This window comes from Bacteroides celer, from assembly GCF_002632415.2.
Taxonomy (GTDB): domain Bacteria; phylum Bacteroidota; class Bacteroidia; order Bacteroidales; family Bacteroidaceae; genus Bacteroides.
On the sequence record NZ_CP178209.1, the window covers coordinates 4946853 to 4969554 of the forward strand.

Genomic DNA, 22702 nt, shown 5'->3' on the forward strand with positions numbered 1-22702 from the left:
CATTTATTTTTTTTATTCTTGTTCTTCTATTTTCGGATTCTCCGTTTTTAATTCTTTGCTTTTCATCTCTTCCTCTTGTTGCTTCCGCTTCGCGTTTTTCCGTTCTCTGCGGCGAACGACCAAAATATCCACCCCAAGCACTAACAACAATGGAATAACAAACCATAAGAATACATATCCTACCGTATGAGTGTCACTGCTCACCTTCTGCTTTCCTAACGGCAGATTTTCCAGTTTGTCCGTCAGCACATATTCATCCGGTATATCCTCATCGCTCCATTTATTCAAAATTGTTCCGTTCTTAATCAGTATCAATCCCGGATTGGAACGAACTATTGTCTTTAATGTAATATCATCCATCTGACAGAAAGGATATTCGGCTCCCGTCTTGTCCTTCCACAATTCGATCTGTTCTTCCGGTGAAGAAGTGAGGCAATAAAACTTATAGCCATGCTCCACCGAATAGTCATATATCTCATTAATCAAATCAATGTTACTATCATCCGCCTCTTCAATCCGATGGGCAACCAACAGGAAGGTGTATCCTATATCCGTCAATACATCGTCTGTTATATCCTCGCCCGTATTCAGATCAATCATAGAGAAATCGTGAATAGCCGGTTCATATCCTTTTTCCTTCAGGATTGTCCGTGTGTCGACAAATGTCCAGGTACTATCCGGATAGTTATCCAACGTAAATTCTTTCTTCTCTCCGTTCTTTTCCAAGATAAAGATGCTTTCATATACACTCGGTTTCGCTCCTTCGGGCATTGTCATTCCTTCCAGAATATTCTTTCCGATCTTGTAAGGACGAAAGTCTAAAACAGGCAGACGGTCCAGACAATAGAACGACAAAGTAAATACAAAGAACAACGTATAGAGAGAAACCAGCCACTCCATTTTCACACTGATAAAACGAACCAGCATCCTTCTGTGACGGAAAGCCATCATTGCTGCAAACAGCAGAACTATATTCTTACCGAATGTCTCCCAGTTCGTCAACACCCAGGCATCTCCAAAACAGCCACAGTCCGAAACCGGATCAAAGATGGCAAGATACAAGGTCAGTGGTGTCATGAAAATCATCAGCATCAAAGCCAACGAAGTAGCCAATGTTCTTCTGGTAGCAAAAAATAAGGAGATACCGATAAAAAACTCAACGGCTGACAAGATGATGCCTCCCAATAAAGGGAAGAATGAAGGGAACCAGGAAGCCATTCCGAATGCGGTCAGATAATCCTGGATCTTATACTGGAACCCCAGTGGATCAACTGCCTTTACAAATCCGGAAAAGATGAACGATGCCGCCAAAAGAAAGCGACACGTATTCGCCACTACCTCCTGAATGATATGTAAGTTCTTATCCTTCAAATTCTATCTTAATCAGTCCGAAAACAGAGTAATTAATCATATCCATATAATTGGCGTCAATTCCCTCTGACACCAATGTGTTGCCGGCCAGGCTCTCAATCTGCTTGGTACGGTAAATCTTCATCAAGATCAAGTCTGTGTAAGAGCTGACACGCATGCTCCGCCAGGCTTCATCATAATCATGGTTTTTGGCAAGCATCAGGTCTAATGCCTCTTTTGCATACTTATCGTATAAAGCCATCGCTTCTTCATTGCTGATGTCGGCAGACTCGGCATAACCCAATTCCAACTGGATGAGCCCGACAATGCCATAATTGACAATCGCAATAAACTCAGCACGGATTCCCTCATCAATCAAGGTCACTCCTTTGGTTTCAATACTACGAATCCGATTGGCTTTAATAAAAATCTGGTCAGTCACCGAAGCCGGACGCAGGATACGCCATGCAGGCCCGTAATCGTGCAGCTTCTTGGAAAATAAGTCACGGCACAAAGCGATGACATGTTCAAATTGTTGCTTGGTATCTTTCATCTTCTTCCAAATAGTGCGCAAAGGTAACAATAATTAAGTAAAAACAGAAAGAGGGCACTCTAAATTATATTAAAGTGCCCTCTCCTAAAGATATTGTATTACTGTTTTATAAGCTATATTTTTTATGAACAACGCAAAACCTGTCCGATACGCAAAGTAGTGGTCGGTTTGATACGGTTCAGTTTGCAAAGCGTGCTGACTGATACGCCACGCAATTTAGCAATGCGGGACAATGTATCGCCACTCTTCACCTTATGATAACGGATAGTACCGTCAGCCACTTGGGTATCATGAGAGCCTGCACGTTTCACACCTTTTGTTTTGCGGAACGTATAAGTATCGGCAACGATATCCTGTTTTGGAAAGTCAAACATATAAATCGGATTAATTGCAATTCCCAGGAAGCGGGTTTCGAAATGAAGATGCGAACCTGTAGAACGTCCGGTGTTACCACCCAACCCGATCGGTTCACCAGCTTTTACCAACTGATTTTCTTCAACCAACTGCTTAGACAAGTGTCCATATATAGTTTCCAATCCATTATCGTGACGAATGACTACATATTTACCGTACCCTCTGCGTTCATATTTCACAATACGTACCTTACCATCAAAAGCAGAAACAATCGTATCACCGATATTAACTTTTAAATCAAGGCCATTATGCATTCTTCTCCAACGCGGGCCAAAAGGCGAAGTTATTTTTGTACTCGGAGTCGGCATACGAAAACCCGTCAGGTCAATTGTATATGTTTCTGGAATAATCGCATTTCCATAAGAATGCGCATATTGATTATTCCAATTCGGATAAAGACTTAAAGCGGGATATTCGGATTGTTCGGCACGGATTTGCTTCTGCAATGCCAAAGAATCTACTGATTTTAATTTTTTGTCTATCGGTGCCTGGCGGGCAATCAGGTCTTGTGAGAAAGAGCTCAAGCTGACCATAGCCGCAACAGCGACCAATCCTGTTTTAATAATGCAATTGAAATTCATTCCTTTTTTATCAATTCTATTTAATATTCGTCATTTGCATACAGGTAGTTAAATGTTGCCTGCTTGTAATCGAATATTTCTTCCGGTTTAAAAAATCTCTTTAATTCAATAGCCGCAGTCTCCGGAGAATCAGAAGCATGAACTATATTTTCCTGAAAGCTCATGCTGTAATCCCCACGAATGGTACCCGGGGCAGCCAGACGTCCATTAGTTGGTCCCGCCAACGTACGGACTGTTTGAATAGCATCCACACCTTCGAAACAACAAACAATGACAGGAGCTGTCATCATCGAATCTTTCACACGCTGAAAGAAGGATTTGCCGCTAAGGTGGGCATAATGTTCGCTCAACAATTCATCAGTCAGTTGCATCATCTTCATGCCAGCCAACCGTAATCCTTTACGCTCAAAGCGATGAGTAATCTCACCAACCAATCCCCGTTGAAGGGTACACGGTTTTAAAATGACCAGCGTTTTTTCAAGCATAATACTCGACTTTGCAAATGGTTAAACAATACATTTACTAAAAAAATTCTTCCAAAGATAGTGTTTTCCTACGAAATGGCAAGGAAGTTATTAACTATTTTTCAGATGCTTAGAACGAAAAGGAAGAGGAATCAGGTCGTTAAACTCCTATAAATAGGGAGAATAGAGCCGAAATATGTTTTGCAACACATTTACGCAAATAAACTGCATGTTTAACCGTTTTTCAGCTTATGGCAGCCCAGTTAACATTCGTTTTCCGTAAGGCTTTAAGCTGTCGCCATAAGATTTCGTTCTCCGGACTTTGTGCTGCAGGGTCTTGTTCTACAATACTTTCAGCTATAGCACGAACGTATTGCAACAGTTGACCGTCGCGGACAATATCCGCAATCTTCAAATCGAAAGCGATACCGCTTTGCTGTGTACCTTCAAGATCACCGGGACCACGCAATTTCAAATCGGCTTCTGCTATTTCAAAGCCATCATTGGTGCGCACCATGATTTCCAATCGTTTCCGGGTATCCTCCGTCAACTTGTAATTCGTCACCAGAATACAATAAGACTGTTCTGCTCCACGCCCTACCCGACCGCGCAACTGATGTAACTGTGATAACCCGAAACGTTCTGCATTTTCAATAATCATAACCGAAGCATTCGGAACGTTCACTCCCACTTCAATGACAGTGGTAGCTACCATGATCTGCGCTTTCCCCGAGACAAAAAGCTGCATTTGTTCATCTTTCTCGGCAGGTTTCATTTTGCCATGCACTTTACAAACCGTACACTTCGGAAACTCTTCCAGAATATGCTGATACCCTTCTTCAAGATTCTTCAAATCAATCTTTTCGCTCTCTTTAATCAGCGGATAGACAATATAAACCTGGCGTCCTTCGTCGATCTGCTTACGTACCGAACGATACATGCTTTCCCGGCGATTGTCGAATTGATGGATGGTAGTAATCGGTTTTCTTCCGGGTGGAAGTTCATCGATAACAGACACGTCCAAGTCACCGTACAAAGTCATCGCCAACGTACGGGGAATAGGAGTGGCAGTCATTACAAGTACATGCGGAGGTTGAACATTCTTACTCCAAAGACGGGCACGTTGAGCCACGCCAAAACGATGTTGTTCGTCAATCACAACGAAGCCTAAAGAAGAGAAATTGACAGTATCTTCAATAACGGCATGTGTGCCTATTAATATCTTCACATCTCCGGTCAACAATCCTGTCAGAATCGCTTCTCTCCTTTTTCCTTTAATCGAACCTGTCAGTAGCTCAACACGAATGTCCATGCCAAAAAGCAATTCCTTGATGGTTTCGTAGTGCTGGTTTGCCAGGATTTCGGTAGGTGCCATCATACAAGCCTGATAGCCATTATCCAATGCCAGCAACATACTCATCAAGGCAACCAGTGTTTTTCCGCTTCCTACATCTCCCTGCAAAAGGCGATTCATCTGTCTGCCACTGCCGACATCGTTCCGTATCTCTTTCAACACCCGTTTCTGCGCACCCGTCAGTTGGAAAGGAAGATTCTTTGCATAAAATGTATTGAACACATCTCCCACTTTTTCAAAGATGTATCCACGATACCTTTTCTGCCTGTCTTTGGCATATCGGAGAATGTTTAACTGAACATAAAACAGTTCTTCAAATTTAAGACGGTATTGTGCCCGACGGAGGACGTCAGGATTGGTTGGGAAGTGGATATTCCGGAGCGCTTCCGTCAAAGGCATCAAATGATGCTCCGTCAGCAACTTGGGAGAAAGTGTTTCAGGTAGAGGCTCCTGTATCTGCTGAATCACCGTTGCCATCATCTTCTCAATCGCGTGAGAGTTGAGGAAACTGCGTTTCATCTTCTCCGTCGTACTATAATAAGGTTGCAGCCCCACCGAGGAAAGTTTCAAATCATCCGGTTTGTCTACATCAGGATGCGCCACATTGATACGTCCGTTGAAAACAGTAGGTTTGCCGAAAATAATATATTCCTCGTGAAGTTTATACTTTCCCAAGATGTACTTTATACCTTGAAACCACACCAAATCCACGACTCCTGTACCATCCGAAAAATGCGCTGTCAAACGGCGCTGCCGTCCTTCACCAATGGTCTCAAAACCGAGGATTTCTCCTTTCAACTGGATATACGGCATATTGCCATCTATTTCATGAATGTAATAGATGCGGCTCCGGTCAATATATTTATAAGGGAAATAATAAATTAAATCGTGCAAGGAATAGATTTCCAACTCCTTATTTAATACAGCGGCTTTTTGAGGGCCTACACCGGAGATAAATTTTATGTCGCGTGTGGCTAAATCGAACATTTATAAAAGAGCACTCCCTACTTTTAAATCGAAAGGAGTTGTTATTTTTATATTTTCACGGTTGCCTTCTGCCAGATAAACGGGCATTCCCATCGCTTCCACAACGGAAGCATCATCTGTAAAGAAGGGGGTAAATTCCTGGGCATAGGCTTGTTGCAGCAACTCTACATCAAACACTTGCGGCGTTTGCACCAGTTTATAATCAATCCGGCTGACTGTTTCACTTCCGGCATCTGTCAAATGGCGAAGCGTCTCTACTACATCCACCACAGGAATCACTGCTTTTTGCACCTCTGCCAACTCATAACAACGGCGAATCACTTCTACTGATACAAACGGGCGTACTCCATCATGCACTCCCACCAATCCCGGCTCTTGCACCAGTGCCAGCCCGTTCTTTACGGAATGGAAACGTGTTTCACCTCCTTCTGCAAGGACATGTTTTACCGTAAAATGATGTTCATCGCAAAGTTGCTTCCAGAAACTTTGTTGCTCCTGCGGAAGCACCAATATGATTTGAAGTGCCTCGTCATATCTCCTGAAGACTTCCAGGGTATGCATCAATACAGGTTTATCACCCATGGGAAGGAATTGTTTAGGAAGATCACTTCCCATTCGCAAGCCCTTTCCACCGGCGACAATGATTACATATTTCTTCATGGACGGTTTAGCGTTTAACGCACATCGCTTCTACCAGTTCGTCTACTTTTTCTTTACCTACCAACAGGTCAACGATTGTCAAGGCAAATTCCATAGCAGCACCCGGTCCCATACCCGTAATGATGTTTCCATCACGTACGACATGTGCATTTACACATTCGGCACCATCCAGATATTGTTCGAAACTCGGATAACAGGTAGCCTTCTTTCCTTTCAGCAGTCCCAGTTTACCCAACACCATCGGAGCAGCACAAATGGCAGCAATAGGTTTACCTTTTGCAGCAAAATCAAGGATCAATTTGCGCAATCCTTCGTGCTTGTCAAGTGTAGCAGCTCCCGGCATTCCTCCCGGCAACAACAGAAGTTCAGCATCAAAGAAATCACAATTCTCGAAGTTGATATCGCAAAGGACGGATACGTCATGTGCTCCCACTACAATTTCATCCGGTGTAACGGATACGATTTCTACATTCAGTCCGGCACGTCTCAACGTGTCAATAGCAGTAAAGGCTTCAATTTCTTCAAAACCATCTGCAAAAAAAGCGTATACAGTTCCCATAATGCTTAATATATTTGGTTAATGATACTATCTCAAGTTAAAATAATAGGTGATTGTCCCTGTCTGGTTATTCACCCCATCGATCGTATTAAAACGGGCTTTCTTAGCTGCATCCTCCGCCGCCTTACGCAAAGCGGAATTTACAGTGTTCGTTTGAGGGCTAATGCTGGTCGATATCACTTGCCCTGCAGGATTCACGGTGATATTCACCACTACACGTCCTTCTTCCTGCACATTATATACAGGCTTCGGCAAACTGCCCGTACCTAAAGAACGTCCGCCAAGGTCAAATGTTCCATAACCTCCGGTTCCGGTCTTCGCTCCGGTAGAAGAGTTACCCTCCTTGCTACCTTCGGTTCCCGTGCCACTAGCCGCTGTTCCTTTATTTCCTGTCATTTGCGCTCCTTTTCCAAACGCACCGGACACCCTCTTTCTGGCAGCTTCTTCGGCAGCCTTACGTTCACGTTCCGCTTTTTCTTCTGCCAGTCGTTTCGCTTCTGCAGCTTTTTCCGCTTCCGTTTTTTCCGGCTTCTTCACCGGTTCTTTCGGCTTGACCACCTCTTTAGGTTTCACCGTCTCTTTTTTCGGTTCTTCCGTCTTAGGCTTCAAAGTGACCGTTTCCTCTTCAGTCTGTGTCAGTAAATCCTGTTCAGAAGGGAGTTGCGGTTCTGTTTCCGCAGGCGGTGCTGCCGCATCTTCATCCATAATATCCACATCTACCAGAGAAGGATCATCAAAGCCGCTCGCTGTATCCACATTCCCCAGCATCACAGGCACTCCGCCTGCATCTTCATCCGGTTGGGGGACAGTAAAGCTCACCAGAATCAAAAGAGCAATCACTGCCACATGCACCAACAGTGCACCGAGCGCTCCTATGTATTCACCCTTTTTTCTTCTGTCCATTGTTTCTTATTTATTTTCAGGCGGGCGGGTAGCCAGCACCATCTTAAAATGATTCTCGTTTGCAATGTTCAATACCCTTACAATCTCACGATAAGGTACCGATTCATCTGCATACAATGCCACATACATTTCCGGTTCCTTCTCTGCACAACTCTGCAAAAATGAAGTCAGATCGTTCAGCGCCACCGGCTGCTCTTTTTCATTGCCGAAAGCGGCATAGAAATTCAAGTCCTTATCGATAACCACTCTTGTCAGCGGCTTGGCCGAAGTCTGCTGCTTGCCTTGAGGCAACAATACCTTTATGGCATTGGGCGACACCACCGTAGAGGTTATCATAAAGAATATCAGCAACAGGAAGATGACGTCCGTCATGGAGGCCATGCTGAAATTGGGCGATACTCTATTTCTTCTTTTTAATCCCATCTGCCAATTATTTTGCAGGCTCGTTCAACAGGTCCATGAACTCCATTGTACGAGATTCCATTTTATTTACCACACGGTCTACCAGCATCACCAGATAATTATAGGCAAACATAGCGATGATACCGACAATCAGACCACCGACCGTTGTAATCATAGCTTCATAGATACCTCCCGAAAGCAAAGTGATATCAATGTTTCCACTTCCGGCATTCGCCATTTCGTAGAATGCGCGTACCATACCGGTCACCGTACCGAGAAATCCGAGCATTGGAGCACCTCCGGAAATAGTTGCCATCACAGTTAGTCCTTTTTCCAACTTTGCAACTTCAATGTTACCCACATTCTCAATAGCTACCTGCACATCGTTAATAGGACGTCCCAGACGGCTGATTCCTTTTTCTATCATACGTGCCGAAGGGGTATTCATCGTACGGCAATAGTTAATAGCCGCTTTGATCTCTCCACTATGAATATAGTCTTTAATCCGTTCCATAAACATGGGGTCCTCTTTTCCTGCTTTGCGAATCATGTAGTTACGTTCAAACAGGATATAGAAACAGATAACCGACAGTACGCCCAATACAATCATAATCCATCCACCCTTGACAGCCATATCAAGCATGTTCATTTCCGGAGCGTTTACCTCCGTCAGCACGGGGTTGGCAGTAGCCAGTGAGTCGGCCATATTCATAGCCCCTTGGGCTAACAAGATCATTGCATTCATGAGCGTAAACAGTTTTTATATTCCTGAATGGTACGTTCGAGTCCCAGATACAGTGCATCGCTAATCAACGCATGTCCGATAGACACTTCATCCACCCAAGGAATGTTTTTATAGAAATAATTTAAATTCACCAGACTTAAATCATGACCGGCGTTCAATCCGATACCCAGTTTACGGGCAGTCTTTGCAGCTTCGATAAAAGGAGCAATAGCTGCTTCCGGATTCTTCGGATAGTCCGTCGCATAAGGTTCAGTATACAGTTCGACGCGATCCGCCCCTGCTTTTGCTGCATATTCCACCATTTCAGGATCGGCTGCCACAAAAACGGAAGTACGAATGCCGGCACTGTTAAACTGATCGAGAACTTCCGTCAGGAATTCCTGATTTGCTTTCGTATCCCAACCGGAATTGGAGGTGATCTGTGAAGGATCATCGGGAACTAGAGTAACCTGATGAGGTTTTACTTTCAACACCAAGTCAATAAATTCCGGAGACGGATAACCTTCAATATTAAATTCAGTCCGCAACAGAGGACGCAAGTCATATACATCAGAACGACGAATGTGACGCTCGTCAGGACGGGGATGAACGGTGATACCATCAGCCCCAAAAGATTCACAATCAAGCGCTACCTTTACTACATCGGGCACATTTCCCCCGCGAGCATTTCTTAGTGTAGCAATCTTGTTTATGTTTACACTTAATTTAGTCATAGTTCTACGTTATATTTGCCGCAAAAATACAAATATTATTATTAGTTGCCTAATAATACGAAACGCATTCTCTACTCTTTTTTGGTTATTTAAAGTAGAAATCCAAGAAAAAATGCCAAATTTGCATCCTGAACTAATGATGTTGCTTATGAAATTTGCCATTTTTGGAAATACTTATCAGGCTAAAAAGTCTTCTCATGCTGTCACCTTGTTTAAACTTTTAAAGAAACAAGGAGCAGAGATTGGTATGTGCAGGGAATTTTATCAATTCCTAGTTTCTGAAAATATGGATATTGAAGCAGATCAATTATTTGATGGTGATGATTTTACTGCCGATATGGTAATCAGCATCGGAGGCGACGGAACGTTTCTGAAAGCTGCCCGCCGCGTAGGAAGAAAAGGGATCCCTATTTTGGGAATTAACACAGGACGTTTAGGATTTCTGGCAGATATTTCACCGGAAGAAATGGAGGAAACATTTGATGAAATCCAAAACGGCAGATATAGTGTGGAGGAACGGAGCGTACTTCAGTTAATCTGCAACGACAAACATCTCCAAGATTCTCCTTATGCCCTCAACGAAATAGCTATTCTCAAACGGGACAGCTCCTCTATGATTAGTATCCGGACAGCTATTAATGGCGCGTATCTGAATACTTATCAAGCTGACGGGTTAGTAATTGCCACTCCAACAGGTTCCACAGCCTACTCTTTGAGTGTAGGAGGCCCGATCATCGTTCCTCATTCCAACACTATTGCCATCACTCCGGTGGCTCCACATAGTCTCAACGTCCGCCCTATCGTTATTCGGGATGACTGGGAGATTACATTAGATGTAGAAAGCAGAAGTCACAACTTCCTCGTCGCCATTGACGGGAGGAGCGAAACTTGCAAAGAAACGACTCAACTAACCATTCGCCGGGCAGATTACAGCGTAAAGGTAGTGAAACGTTTTAATCACATTTTTTTCGATACACTCCGCAGCAAGATGATGTGGGGAGCTGACGGAAGACGGTAAGCAGTCCACATTATGCAACCGTTATTCCTCATCACCCGATTCAACTATACGGTACTTAAAAATAGAACTTCTAAAAAAAGGGACATTCAAGCTGTTGGGAATGCAACAATTTTGGGTATAGATTCCAACTAAAGACAAAAAGGGCTGGGATTTACAATCTTCAGAAATCAGATTAACATTATTTTCCCCTATATTTACTCAATAAGATTAAAATATACTGATTACACTTGCAAATCATTCTTTTATAGACAACAGTCATTCATTTTATCAGTTTCTCCTTACCTTTATTTACATACAAACTAGAGAAAAAAATAGCTTCTAATCATTCCTATATGAGTTCCTCACCGAGAAATGAGATGTCCCTCACCGAGGAAGGATAAGTTCCTCGGTGAGGGACATCTCGTTGGTTTTAATCCAACGAAGGCTTCCATGATTAAAAAGCTGCATATTGTCTGCAAATTCATGCTGCGCTCGCCCTATTTTCTGTATATTATTGCAATTATTTATGCAGTTCTTTCCCCAGTTCATCCATAAAAGAACAACTGTTGCCCGAAGAAATATTAAAAACAGACCATCGGGTTAGCTAATATAGAAGAAAATAGAATATCGGTAGAGAAAAAGAATACCCCGATATTAATCTAACATAAAGGTCTGCGAACCAATCAGATTACCACCTTCGAAGATATCAACACGGTAGTTTCCGGCATACAAGAATTCTTCTACATCCCAAAACACATTGATATTCTGTTCTTCTCCGTTATATTCAATATACTTCTTAATTGAATAAACCAATGTACGGTTTTCATAAGGGAAAGTATTGGATGCACTCTTGGTCAGTACATCATTATCGGGTTTGGTAATACGTACATAGATGGTACGTTCACCGTTTTCGGCGGTTATATTCTTCACGACCGTGAAACTGATGGCTAACTTCACCACGTCTTTCACTTTCTTCGCCACTTTACCACGTTTATTGCGTGGTTCGATACGAATATTAGTTGCATCGAGTTGTGCGGCTAGCGTCACCTTCTTATTCAGATTCTTCTTTTCTTCAGAAAGGTTATCGATCTGTCGTGAAGCCTGATTATACTTTTGAGTCACTTCAGCTATGACCTGTTTCTGCTGTGCAGTCAGTTTATTCAGAGAGTCGATCTGATTAATATATCCAATCATTACCTTACGCAAAGTAGCCAACTCATTCTTTAAACGACGAATCTCTGTAGCATTCGTGCTCTTCACTGTACGAAGTTCTTCCAAGAGACGTTGAGTTTTCAATTGTTCCTGTTCCAGTAATTGAGATAAAGAGTCATTAGAAATCGTCATCTTTAACTCATCATATTGTTGTGCAAAACGGGTATATTCGTTTTCCAGATCTTCCTTATCTAATTGGAACTCCTGCACTAACTCCCGGTTAGCTTGTTTTTCGGTAAACAATAAATAAGTAATACCAATAATAGCTATCACCAAGATAGCCACGGCCGCAATAAGAAGGCTTTTTTTACTCATAGTTTCAGTTGTGAATTGATAACGTGCGCAAAAGTAATCATTTCGCAACAGAAGTCAAGTATAAAAAGTGAGAGTTTTTGAAAAACTCCCGACTAATCTATGCAATTTTAATTTATTAACCAGTCAACCAGGCCGAACCGACAGACGCAAAGTACCCCGACTGATTCTCCTTTATGATCCTAAGCGGCCACTGGCATTACCTGATCGGAGCAGCCTTATTTGCGACTTTTACCTCGTTTGCGTACTGGTTTTGAAGCAAATGACACTTTAGCAAACCAGTATTGAAATTATTTTTTAGTGAAGCGGTAGCCCGAGAAATAATATAGAATTTACCTAACGTACAAACGTACGTTATCTACCGTGTGAATGTCCGTTACCTACCGGGCGAGCATCAACAACCTACCAGACAAAAGTCGGTCATCTGCCGAACGAACAGTTCATGAGGGACACGGGAACAGAAACGGCACCGACGAAGTGATCCGAACCGACAATGGCAGCAACCAAAGCCATCTTCTCTGCCCAGTATTATTGCTGTTGTTTATAACAGAAATAATACTTTTACTTACTCTTCTCTTCTCTACTCTACTGGTTTTCATTGGGTTTTTCCCCTTTACTGGCGGGCGTTTCAGCGCTTCGTACAGCCCTCTCCGAACACCCTCGTTTTTGTATCGTTTTCGTTGTTTATTCTCCACTTCTCTTCCACGCTTGCCAACGGCTTGTTCGACTACTTTTTTTTCATGATAGCTATCCATTCCAGAGAACTTCGACCTTTAACTAAAATTATTACGGAAAAATTTCTTTAATCAGGATTATCGTTGTAATTTTGTCGCGCTAAAAGATAAAACAAATTATCAACTTTTTAAATATATAGTATTATGTCAAAAGTAACCGTAGTAGGCGCAGGTAACGTAGGTGCTACATGTGCAAATGTACTTGCTTTTAATGAAGTAGCAGACGAAGTAGTAATGCTGGACGTTAAAGAAGGCGTTTCAGAAGGTAAAGCAATGGATATGATGCAGACAGCTCAATTGTTGGGTTTCGACACTACATTGGTAGGCTGCACGAACGACTATGCTCAAACTGCTAACTCTGACGTTGTTGTGATTACTTCAGGTATTCCTCGTAAACCGGGTATGACTCGTGAAGAACTGATCGGTGTGAACGCTGGTATCGTTAAATCGGTAGCAGAAAACCTGTTGAAATATTCTCCTAACGCTATCATCGTTGTTATCTCCAACCCAATGGATACAATGACTTATTTGGCATTGAAAGCTCTGGGCTTGCCGAAAAACCGTGTTATCGGTATGGGTGGTGCTCTGGATAGCTCTCGTTTCAAATATTTCTTGTCTCAAGCTATCGGTTGCAACGCTAACGAAGTAGAAGGTATGGTTATCGGTGGTCACGGTGATACTACGATGATTCCTTTGACTCGTTTCGCTACTTACAAAGGTATGCCTGTAGCTAATTTCATCTCTGCAGAGAAATTGGAAGAAGTTGCTGCTGCTACTATGGTAGGTGGTGCTACGCTGACTAAATTGCTAGGTACTTCTGCATGGTATGCACCGGGTGCAGCAGGAGCATTCGTAGTTGAATCTATCCTTCACGACCAAAAGAAGATGGTTCCTTGTTCTGTATTATTGGAAGGTGAATACGGCGAATCAGATCTTTGCATCGGTGTTCCTGTAATCCTTGGCAAGAACGGTATCGAAAAGATCGTTGAACTGAACCTGAACGAAGACGAAAAAGCTAAGTTCGCAGCTAGCGCAAAAGCTGTTCACGGAACTAACGCTGCTTTGAAAGAAGTAGGTGCTCTGTAATTAAAATCCCCTTACTTTATATATCAAGAAAGGCTGTTCCTCGCCATGAGGAATAGCCTTCTTTCTTTTCAACAGAATCCATCCCCACTATATTTCTAAAAAAAGCTAATTCGTTTTGAGTTCTCACAGAAAGCACATACATTTGCATCGTTGTTTATGCAATTATTGTTTAAGTAAACAAGTACAAAAAAACAGACTACTTTAATAAACAAATTGCATAAGAACAGGGTTATTTAAAATAGAAGTACCACCTTATTAATATGCAAGATGCGATGAAAAAAGTTTTTCTTCTGACATTTCTGTTAAGTTTCACTTTTACAGTAAAAGCGCAGAGCTTTCTAAATCTGGATAGTTGCCGCGCATTAGCTCTTGCCAACAACAAAGATTTGTTGATAAGCAATGAAAAAATAAGTGCGGCTCATTATCAACGGAAAGCTGCATTTACAAATTATTTGCCTAATTTCTCGGCAACGGGAGCTTACATGAGGAACCAGAAAGAGTTTTCATTATTAAACAATGACCAGAAAGCCGCGCTTTCAGGGTTAGGAACGAATCTGGCTGGCCCCATCCAACAAGCTGCAACCGAGATTGCAACAGCACATCCTGACTTGGCACCACTTATTTCTTCCTTAAGTGGAAAATTAGGAGCGGTGCTGCCCGCCCTCGATCAAGCGGGAAACTCTTTAGTGGATGCACTCCGTACAGACACCCGAAATGTCTATGCAGGTGCCATTACATTGACACAGCCTTTATACATGGGCGGGAAAATCCGGGCGTACAACAAAATAACAAAGTATGCCGAAGAGTTGGCTCAAGAACAACATCACGGCGGTATGCAGGAAGTAATCATGAGTACGGACCAAGCCTATTGGCAAGTCATTTCACTGGTTAATAAGAAGAAGTTGGCAGAAGGTTATCTAAAGCTTCTGCAACAGCTGGACAGCGATGTAGAGAAAATGATTAATGAAGGAGTAGCCACCAAAGCGGATGGTTTGTCTGTACGCGTCAAGGTAAATGAAGCCGAAATGACACTGACTAAAGTGGAAGACGGATTGAGTCTTGCGCGAATGTTGCTGTGTCAACTATGTGGTATTGATCTTAGTTCTCCCATCACACTGGCAGACGAAAATATGGAAGACATTCCATTACTGACAACGGACCCTCATTTCGATCTATCCACCGCTTATGAGAATCGTCCGGAGATACGTAGCCTCGAATTGGCAACGCAGATTTATAAACAGAAAGTAAATGTAACCCGTGCGGAGCATCTTCCATCCATCGCATTGATGGGGAATTATATGGTAACCAATCCCTCTGTTTTCAACAGCTTTGAAAACAAGTTCAAAGGTATGTGGAATGTGGGAGTTATGGTACAGATACCTATATGGCACTGGGGAGAAGGTATTTATAAAACCAGAGCGGCAAAAGCCGAAGCTCGTATTGCACAGTACCAACTTCAGGATGCTCGTGAAAAAATAGAGTTGCAGGTCAATCAGGCTGCATTCAAGGTAAAAGAAGCTGGTAAGAAACTGGTAATGTCTTCTAAAAACATGGAAAAAGCGGAAGAAAATCTACGCTATGCAACACTTGGTTTTAAAGAAGGAGTGATTGCCACCAGCAATGTTCTTGAAGCACAAACAGCATGGTTGTCTGCTCATTCAGAAAAGATTGACGCGCAAATAGATGTGAAGCTGACGGAAATCTATCTGAAGAAGTCTCTGGGAACGCTGAAATAAATAAGATTCGGAAAAATAAAGTTAAGAACCCAATCAGAAACAACCCAATCTCTAACCAACTCACAATCTATAAATCACAATCCATAAATCATAATTCATAAATCATATGGCACCTATAAAATCACAAAACAGCAATATGCTTCTTGCATTCCTTACTCTGTTGGGAGTTATTGCAATCGTTGCAGTCGTTGGTTTCTTCATGCTCCGCAAAGGTCCTGAAATTATACAGGGACAGGCTGAAGTTACCGAATATCGCGTTTCAAGTAAAGTTCCGGGACGTATACTGGAATTTCGCGTGAAAGAAGGCCAAAGTGTCAATGCCGGGGATACGCTGGCCATTTTGGAAGCTCCTGACGTGGTAGCAAAAATGGAACAGGCACGGGCTGCTGAAGCTGCCGCACAGGCACAAAACGCAAAAGCAATCAAAGGCGCGCGTGAGGAACAAATCCAGGCGGCTTATGAAATGTGGCAAAAAGCCCAGGCAGGCGTTACCATTGCCGAGAAATCATATCAACGCATCAAGAATCTCTACGAACAGGGAGTGATGCCTGCACAGAAGCTGGATGAAGTGACTGCGCAACGGGACGCAAGTATTGCAACAGAGAAAGCTGCCAAAGCACAATATACCATGGCGAAGAATGGAGCGGAACGTGAAGATAAGATGGCTGCGGAAGCTTTGGTAAACCGGGCGAAAGGAGCTGTTGCCGAAGTTGAATCGTATATTAAGGAGACTTATCTCATTGCTCCGGCTGCCGGGGAAGTTTCTGAAATATTCCCGAAGGTAGGCGAATTGGTTGGTACCGGTGCTCCTATCATGAATATCGCTGAACTCAACGATATGTGGGTAACATTCAATGTACGCGAAGATTTGCTCAAGAACCTGACGATGGGGTCGGAGTTCGAAGCTATCATTCCTGCTCTGGATAATAAAAAGATCCAGCTCAAAGTATATTATCTGAAAGACTTAGGCACTTATGCTGCCTGGAAAGCAACCAAAACGACCGGACAATTTGATCTGAAAACATTCGAGGTGAAAGCTTCCCCGGTAGAGAAAGTGGAAAATCTCCGTCCGGGTATGTCTGTTATCATTGACAAGTAACCATGAAAGAGAGAGAAAAGAAATATATAGCTTTGTGGCAGGTTATGCAAAGAGAGTGCCGGCGATTGGTATCACGCCCGCTCTATCTCTTCTGTATGGTCATTGCCCCGCTGTTTTGTTATATATTCTTCACCACTTTAATGGATTCGGGGCTTCCCAAGGATCTTCCTGCGGGAGTGGTGGACATGGATGATTCGTCTACTTCCCGCAATATTGTCCGCAATCTGGATGCTTTTTCGCAGACAGGGGTTGTAGCTCATTACAGCAATGTAACAGATGCGCGTATTGCCATGCAGGAGGGAAAAATCTACGGGTTCTTCTATCTCCCCAAGGGTTTATCGGCAGAGGCACAAAGCCAACGGCAGCCAACGATCTCTTTCTATACCAATTACTCATACCTGATTGCAGGCTCTCTATTGTTCAGGGATATGAAAATGATGGGAGAACTCACCTCCGGAGCTGCAGCCCGGACGATGCTGTATGCCAAAGGTGCGACAGAGAATCAGGCTATGGCTTATCTGCAACCGATCGTAATTGATACACACCCACTAAATAATCCGTGGCTGAACTATTCGGTATACTTATGTAATACACTGATACCGGGAGTACTCATGCTATTAATATTTATGGTTACCGTTTATTCAATCGGTGTGGAAATCAAGGATCGCACTGCCCGCGAATGGCTACGAATGAGTAACAACTCCATTTACATTGCATTGGCAGGAAAACTGCTTCCCCACACAATAGTCTTTTTCATTATGGGTATATTTTATAATGTATACCTGTATGGATTTCTGCATTTTCCTTGCAATAGCGGCATATTCCCGATGATATTCGCCACACTGTGTCTCGTACTAGCATCTCAATGTTGTGGTATTGTTATGATAGGAACTCTGCCGACTCTACGACTCGGATTAAGTTTTGCTTCCCTGTGGGGAGTCATATCGTTCTCCATTTCCGGTTTTTCATTCCCGGTCATGGCTATGCATCCTGTTCTACAGGCTTTGAGTAATCTATTCCCGTTGCGGCATTATTTCCTGATTTACGTCGATCAAGCACTCAACGGATATAGTATGGCTTACTCATGGACCAACTATATGACACTATTAATATTTATGATGCTCCCCTTCTTTGTGGTTCATCGCCTGAAGGAAGCATTGGTTTACTATAAATATATACCCTAAATGAAAGATATAAAATTAAAAGACAAGATAGCCCAAGGCATCAATGACCTGTTTTATATCTGGAAGCGGGAGTTTCAGACAACTTTCCGCGACCAGGGGGTGCTGATATTTTTCATACTCGTCCCATTAGGTTATCCGTTGTTGTATAGTTTCATTTATGACAACGAAGTAGTGCGTGAAGTTCCTGCCGTTGTTGTAGACGATTCACATTCATCTCTTAGTCGTGAATATCTCCGTAAGGTAGATGCCACACCCGATATTCAAATCGTCTCTTACTGTGCTGATATGGAAGAAGCCAAACAAATGCTAAAGAACCGGCGTGCGTATGGTATCATTTATATCCCTTCGGATTTCAGCGACAATATTGCCAAAGGAAAACAGACACAAGTCAGTATCTATTGCGACATGAGCGGATTGTTATACTATAAATCGATGCTTCTTGCCAACACTGCCGTTTCTCTGGATATGAACAGGGATATCAAAATTGCACGTAGCGGAAACACGACCGACCGTCAGGATGAAATCACTGCTTATCCGATAGAATATGAAGAAATCTCCATCTTCAACCCCACTGCCGGGTTCGCCGCTTTCCTGATTCCTGCTGTATTGGTATTGATTATCCAACAGACATTATTGCTCGGCATCGGTCTCGCTGCAGGAACTGCTCGTGAGAACAACAGATTTAAGGATCTTGTACCTATTAATCGTCACTATAACGGGACGTTACGAATTGTATTAGGAAAAGGATTGAGTTATTTCCTAGTTTATATATTGGTAGCTTTCTACGTACTTTATGTCGTTCCAAGATTGTTTAGCCTCAACCAAATTGGGCAACCCAGTTCATTAATATTATTCGTTGTCCCCTATCTTGCGGCTTGTATCTTCTTTGCGATGACAGCTTCTATTGCCATTCGCAATCGGGAAACGTGTATGCTGATTTTTGTATTCACATCAGTCCCCCTGTTATTTATTTCAGGAATTTCCTGGCCGGGAGCAGCTATTCCTCCGTTTTGGAAGTATGTATCCTACATCTTCCCCTCAACGTTTGGAATTAACGGCTTTGTAAAAATCAACAATATGGGAGCCACTCTTAGTGAAGTAGCTTTTGAATATAAGGCTTTGTGGTTGCAAGCCGGCATTTATTTCCTGACCACCTGTTGGGTATACCGCTGGCAAATACTGATGAGTCGCAAACATGCAATAGAGAGATACAAAGAATTAAAAGAGAAAGCAAACTTATCCAAGCAGATAAGTGATTAATGAGTAAGAATTACAAGAGAGAGAATTAACGGTGTATCCTTTCAATGGGATATGCCGTTTTTCTTTTTATTAATAAGGATATAAAAAAATCCCCCGTTCCAAGAGAGTATAGAACGAGGGATTTTAGAGATATTATAAAGAGAGTATAATAAGTTTAGAACTTGTAACCTACGCCAATAGAGAAGTTCATGTTCTTCGGTGCACCGTCACCATCAGCCAATTTAGCCAAACCAAATTCTCCTGATAAGTCAATAAAGAATTTATTAATTTCATAAGCAACGCCTACACCGAGACCTGCATCAAATCTTTTTGCTCCAAATTGATCATCACCGTCACCAAAGAAATCAATTTTTTCATCACCAATTTTACACTTACCAGCAATACCAAATGCAAAATAAGGACCAGCTTTCACTACAATATTCTGGTTATCAGCAATTGCAAATCTTGCAGCAGCCAATACCGGAATCTCCAAATACATTGGATTCATTTTCACTTCATCCTGTTTAGCACCTTTTTGAGTGAACATCAACGAAGGTTGAATAGACCACATATCAGAGAACTGATATTCCATGCCAACGCCTACATTGAATCCAATCCTCATGTCAGTATCCATATCCCCAGTAAAGTTACTCATGTTCATACCAACTTTGGCATTCCAAGAAATCTGAGAATAAGAAACGATAGAAACAAGTGCAAATAGCACAAAAATCAAACCTTTTTTCATATCATTCATTTTTTAGTTTGCCTTCCTCTTCCCTTTGGTTGGCATTGTTAGTTAATAGTTCTGTTTGAAGTGTGGGGAATTATTCGCAACCGATTAAAGTATTGAAACACACCCTTCCGTATTTAACGTATGTTTTGTAGCCGCAAATATATTTCATTTATTTTATATAAAAAAATCCTTGATAGTCTATTTTTTGCATAAAGGTTATTAAAGAGTGACTATATAGAAAAAAATAATGTTCATCCGGTCTTTTTTTATGCTTAAATAATTTCCGAATAACAATGCAATTAAAATATTCTTGCAAGATTTATACATTTACAATTATTAACCGACTAGCTATTGCTTGTTTACGAAATATTCGTAGATTTGCGAAGTATTCGTAATTAAACAACATCTCCATGGAAAAGTTAACTATACAAGAAGAAGAAGTAATGATCTACATTTGGGAGTTACAATGCTGTTTCGTAAAAGACATTGTTGCAAAGTATACGCAACCGGCACCTCCTTATACCACAGTAGCATCTATCGTAAAGAATCTCGAGCGGAAAGGATATGTCACACCGAAACGTGTGGGTAATACCTACCAATATACTCCTGCCATTCGCGAAAATGAATATAAACGCCATTTTATGAGTGGCGTAGTTCGTAACTACTTTGAGAACTCTTACAAAGAAATGGTTTCTTTCTTTGCCAAAGACCAGAAAATTTCGACCGATGATCTCAAAGATATTATCGAACTCATTGAAAAAGGAAAAGAAAATTAATAGAAAACATTCATCACCATGACTCCGGAACTAGCTTATTTTCTAAAGATAAATGTAGCGATAGCTCTGTTCTATGCATTCTATCGGTTGTTTTTCCATAAAGACACCTTCTTCCATTGGCGTAGGATGGCTTTGCTATGTTTCTTTGCCATCTCCATGCTTTATCCTTTACTGAATATTCAGGGATGGATAAAAGCTCACGAACCAATGGTGGCAATGGCAGATCTTTATGCAACCATCATCCTTCCGGAGCAAGTAGTTACTCCTTTACAAGAGCCTGCAATGAACTGGCAAGAGTTTATCATGCAGCTCGCGAAAGTTATCTATTGGAGCGGAATGTTATTACTAGCCACACGTTTCTTTGTACAACTGGGCAGCATCATCCGGTTACACTTCCAATGCTCAAAAAGCAAGATACAAGGAGTACGCGTACATCTATTAAAGAAAAAAACCGGCCCTTTTTCTTTCTTCCACTGGATATTCATACACCCACAATCACATACGGAATCTGAAATCAGTGAAATTATTACTCATGAAGAGACCCACGCCCGTCAATACCATTCGGTAGACGTGCTTATCAGCGAGATAATGTGTATCTTTTGCTGGTTCAATCCATTTATCTGGCTGATGAAACGGGAAGTCAGAAGAAACCTCGAATACATGGCAGATCACCGTGTATTAGAGACGGGGCATGATAGTAAATCATACCAGTACCATTTGTTGGGACTGGCACATCACAAGGCTGCAGCAAATTTATCAAATAGTTTCAATGTTTTACCACTCAAAAATCGTATTAAAATGATGAATAAACGAAGAACGAAAGAAATAGGAAGGACAAAATATCTGATGTTTCTTCCCTTGGCTGCTATCTTAATGATTGTCAGTAACATCGAAATGGTAGCACGTACCACTGAAAAATTTGCCAAAGAAATGATGGGACAAGCAACAAAAGAAGTTGCCATGCAAGCTGAAACTACGGATATTCCGGAACTTCCTACAGAAGATATTCAAGGAACTACACTTCCACGGGATAAGCAAGAAAAGGAAATGGCGGAAACTCAAATCAAAAGTGTACCAGATTCCGTTGTCTTCCAGGTTGTAGAAGAAATGCCGGATTTTCCGGGAGGAGTACAGGCACTGATGGACTACTTATCGAAGAACGTCAGATATCCGGCTGAAGCACATGCAATCGGTGCACAAGGACGTGTGATTGTAAGCTTTACTGTCAAAAAGGACGGAAGCATAGCCGATACGAAAGTGGAGCGAAGTGTCAATCCGTATCTCGACAAGGAAGCCATGCGTGTAATTGCCGCCATGCCCAAATGGAAACCCGGCAAACAAAGGGGGGAAGCAGTGAACGTGAAATTTACAGTTCCTGTTGCTTTCCGGCTATCCGGTCCTGAACTTCCCAAAGCAGAAGAAGTAAAGCAGTCCGACATGGATGAAGTAGTGGTGGTGGGCTATGCTGCAAAAGATGATCCAACTCCAGAGGGAGGCAGTGTAAAAGGAGAAAATGAAGACGAAGTATTCACCATGGTAGAAGTAATGCCTAAATTTCCGGGAGGACAAGCCGGTCTGTTCCAATATCTGGCTAGAAGTATCAAATATCCCGTCATCGCTCAAAAAAGTAAGGAGCAAGGCAGAGTCATCATACAGATGGTTATTAGTAAAGACGGAAGTTTGTCAAATATCAAAGTCTTACGCAGTGTATCTCCGTCACTGGATGCAGAGGCCGTACGCGTAGTGGGTAATATGCCTAAATGGGAACCAGGAATGCAAAAAGGACAACCTGTTTCTGTCAAGTATACCATTCCTATCGTATTCAGGTTACAGTAATTTCTCTCTCCGGTGCCGCTCCCTTTCCTCATCGGTGAGGAACGGGGCGTTCATCGGTGGGAAACACCTTTCT

At 42.2% G+C, this 22702-nt stretch carries 21 protein-coding genes; 8 read left to right on the top strand and 13 right to left on the bottom strand.

The window, feature by feature from the left end:
• Nucleotides 1–12: 12 nt before the first annotated feature.
• From CJF29_RS20075 to CJF29_RS20125, 11 genes are all read right to left on the bottom strand, one after another.
• A complete protein-coding gene (locus CJF29_RS20075; protein WP_099146027.1) occupies nt 13–1371 on the bottom strand; it encodes a BT_3928 family protein in 1359 nt (452 codons plus the stop codon).
• Entirely contained in the window at nt 1361–1903 is a 543-nt protein-coding gene (locus tag CJF29_RS20080; RefSeq protein ID WP_004297257.1) for a DUF1599 domain-containing protein, read from the bottom strand. Before CJF29_RS20080 ends, CJF29_RS20075 begins: the two co-directional genes overlap by 11 nt.
• Before the next feature lie 122 nt (nt 1904–2025).
• Nucleotides 2026–2898 carry a peptidoglycan DD-metalloendopeptidase family protein gene (locus CJF29_RS20085; protein ID WP_004297256.1) on the bottom strand — a complete coding sequence of 291 codons (873 nt, stop codon included), beginning with the start codon at nt 2896–2898 and terminating at the stop codon, nt 2026–2028.
• Nucleotides 2899–2918: 20 nt separating this feature from the next.
• A complete protein-coding gene (gene ndk, locus CJF29_RS20090; RefSeq protein ID WP_004305483.1) occupies nt 2919–3383 on the bottom strand; it encodes a nucleoside-diphosphate kinase in 465 nt (154 codons plus the stop codon).
• Between the two features lie 223 nt (nt 3384–3606).
• Complete coding sequence (gene recG / locus CJF29_RS20095; RefSeq protein ID WP_099146028.1) at nt 3607–5703, bottom strand: ATP-dependent DNA helicase RecG; 2097 nt, start codon at nt 5701–5703, stop codon at nt 3607–3609.
• Nucleotides 5704–6363 (bottom strand): 2-C-methyl-D-erythritol 4-phosphate cytidylyltransferase, encoded by a 660-nt coding sequence (locus CJF29_RS20100; protein WP_004297252.1) that lies wholly within the window; start codon nt 6361–6363, stop codon nt 5704–5706.
• A gap of 7 nt (nt 6364–6370) precedes the next feature.
• Nucleotides 6371–6922 (bottom strand): DJ-1 family glyoxalase III, encoded by a 552-nt coding sequence (locus CJF29_RS20105; protein WP_004297251.1) that lies wholly within the window; start codon nt 6920–6922, stop codon nt 6371–6373.
• A gap of 27 nt (nt 6923–6949) precedes the next feature.
• Nucleotides 6950–7825, bottom strand: a complete 876-nt coding sequence (locus CJF29_RS20110) for a cell envelope integrity protein TolA (protein WP_009000282.1) — start codon at nt 7823–7825, stop codon at nt 6950–6952.
• Between the two features lie 6 nt (nt 7826–7831).
• Nucleotides 7832–8248, bottom strand: coding sequence for an ExbD/TolR family protein (locus CJF29_RS20115; protein ID WP_004305499.1), 417 nt, complete (start codon nt 8246–8248; stop codon nt 7832–7834).
• Nucleotides 8249–8255: 7 nt separating this feature from the next.
• On the bottom strand, nt 8256–8972 hold the full coding sequence (locus CJF29_RS20120) for a MotA/TolQ/ExbB proton channel family protein (protein WP_004297248.1): 717 nt from the start codon (nt 8970–8972) through the stop codon (nt 8256–8258).
• Nucleotides 8969–9685, bottom strand: a complete 717-nt coding sequence (locus tag CJF29_RS20125) for a pyridoxine 5'-phosphate synthase (protein ID WP_004297247.1) — start codon at nt 9683–9685, stop codon at nt 8969–8971. Before CJF29_RS20125 ends, CJF29_RS20120 begins: the two co-directional genes overlap by 4 nt.
• 148 nt (nt 9686–9833) lie before the next feature.
• Here CJF29_RS20125 and CJF29_RS20130 point away from each other — a divergent pair, with 148 nt between their 5' ends.
• Complete coding sequence (locus CJF29_RS20130; protein WP_004305502.1) at nt 9834–10703, top strand: NAD kinase; 870 nt, start codon at nt 9834–9836, stop codon at nt 10701–10703.
• A gap of 633 nt (nt 10704–11336) precedes the next feature.
• On the opposite strand, the gene CJF29_RS20135 is transcribed toward CJF29_RS20130, so the two are convergent.
• Complete coding sequence (locus tag CJF29_RS20135; protein ID WP_004297244.1) at nt 11337–12209, bottom strand: hypothetical protein; 873 nt, start codon at nt 12207–12209, stop codon at nt 11337–11339.
• 875 nt (nt 12210–13084) lie between these two features.
• Here CJF29_RS20135 and mdh point away from each other — a divergent pair.
• From mdh to CJF29_RS20160, 5 genes are all read left to right on the top strand, one after another.
• The gene (gene mdh / locus CJF29_RS20140; protein ID WP_004297234.1) at nt 13085–14026 is read left to right on the top strand and encodes a malate dehydrogenase; all 942 of its coding nucleotides are present in this window, start codon (nt 13085–13087) and stop codon (nt 14024–14026) included.
• Between the two features lie 272 nt (nt 14027–14298).
• Nucleotides 14299–15762 (top strand): TolC family protein, encoded by a 1464-nt coding sequence (locus tag CJF29_RS20145; protein WP_074557452.1) that lies wholly within the window; start codon nt 14299–14301, stop codon nt 15760–15762.
• 106 nt (nt 15763–15868) lie between these two features.
• Nucleotides 15869–16861, top strand: coding sequence for an HlyD family secretion protein (locus CJF29_RS20150; protein WP_004297231.1), 993 nt, complete (start codon nt 15869–15871; stop codon nt 16859–16861).
• Between the two features lie 2 nt (nt 16862–16863).
• On the top strand, nt 16864–18045 hold the full coding sequence (locus tag CJF29_RS20155) for an ABC transporter permease (protein ID WP_074557396.1): 1182 nt from the start codon (nt 16864–16866) through the stop codon (nt 18043–18045).
• Complete coding sequence (locus CJF29_RS20160; protein WP_004297229.1) at nt 18046–19305, top strand: ABC transporter permease; 1260 nt, start codon at nt 18046–18048, stop codon at nt 19303–19305.
• Between the two features lie 154 nt (nt 19306–19459).
• Here CJF29_RS20160 and CJF29_RS20165 read toward each other — a convergent pair whose 3' ends face one another.
• The gene (locus CJF29_RS20165) at nt 19460–20029 is read right to left on the bottom strand and encodes a porin family protein (RefSeq protein WP_004314733.1); all 570 of its coding nucleotides are present in this window, start codon (nt 20027–20029) and stop codon (nt 19460–19462) included.
• 398 nt (nt 20030–20427) lie between these two features.
• On the opposite strand from CJF29_RS20165, the gene CJF29_RS20170 reads away from it, so the two are divergent.
• Both CJF29_RS20170 and CJF29_RS20175 read left to right on the top strand, forming a co-directional pair.
• Entirely contained in the window at nt 20428–20793 is a 366-nt protein-coding gene (locus tag CJF29_RS20170) for a BlaI/MecI/CopY family transcriptional regulator (RefSeq protein ID WP_004305524.1), read from the top strand.
• A gap of 18 nt (nt 20794–20811) precedes the next feature.
• A complete protein-coding gene (locus CJF29_RS20175; RefSeq protein ID WP_099146029.1) occupies nt 20812–22629 on the top strand; it encodes a M56 family metallopeptidase in 1818 nt (605 codons plus the stop codon).
• Nucleotides 22630–22702: the final 73 nt, after the last annotated feature.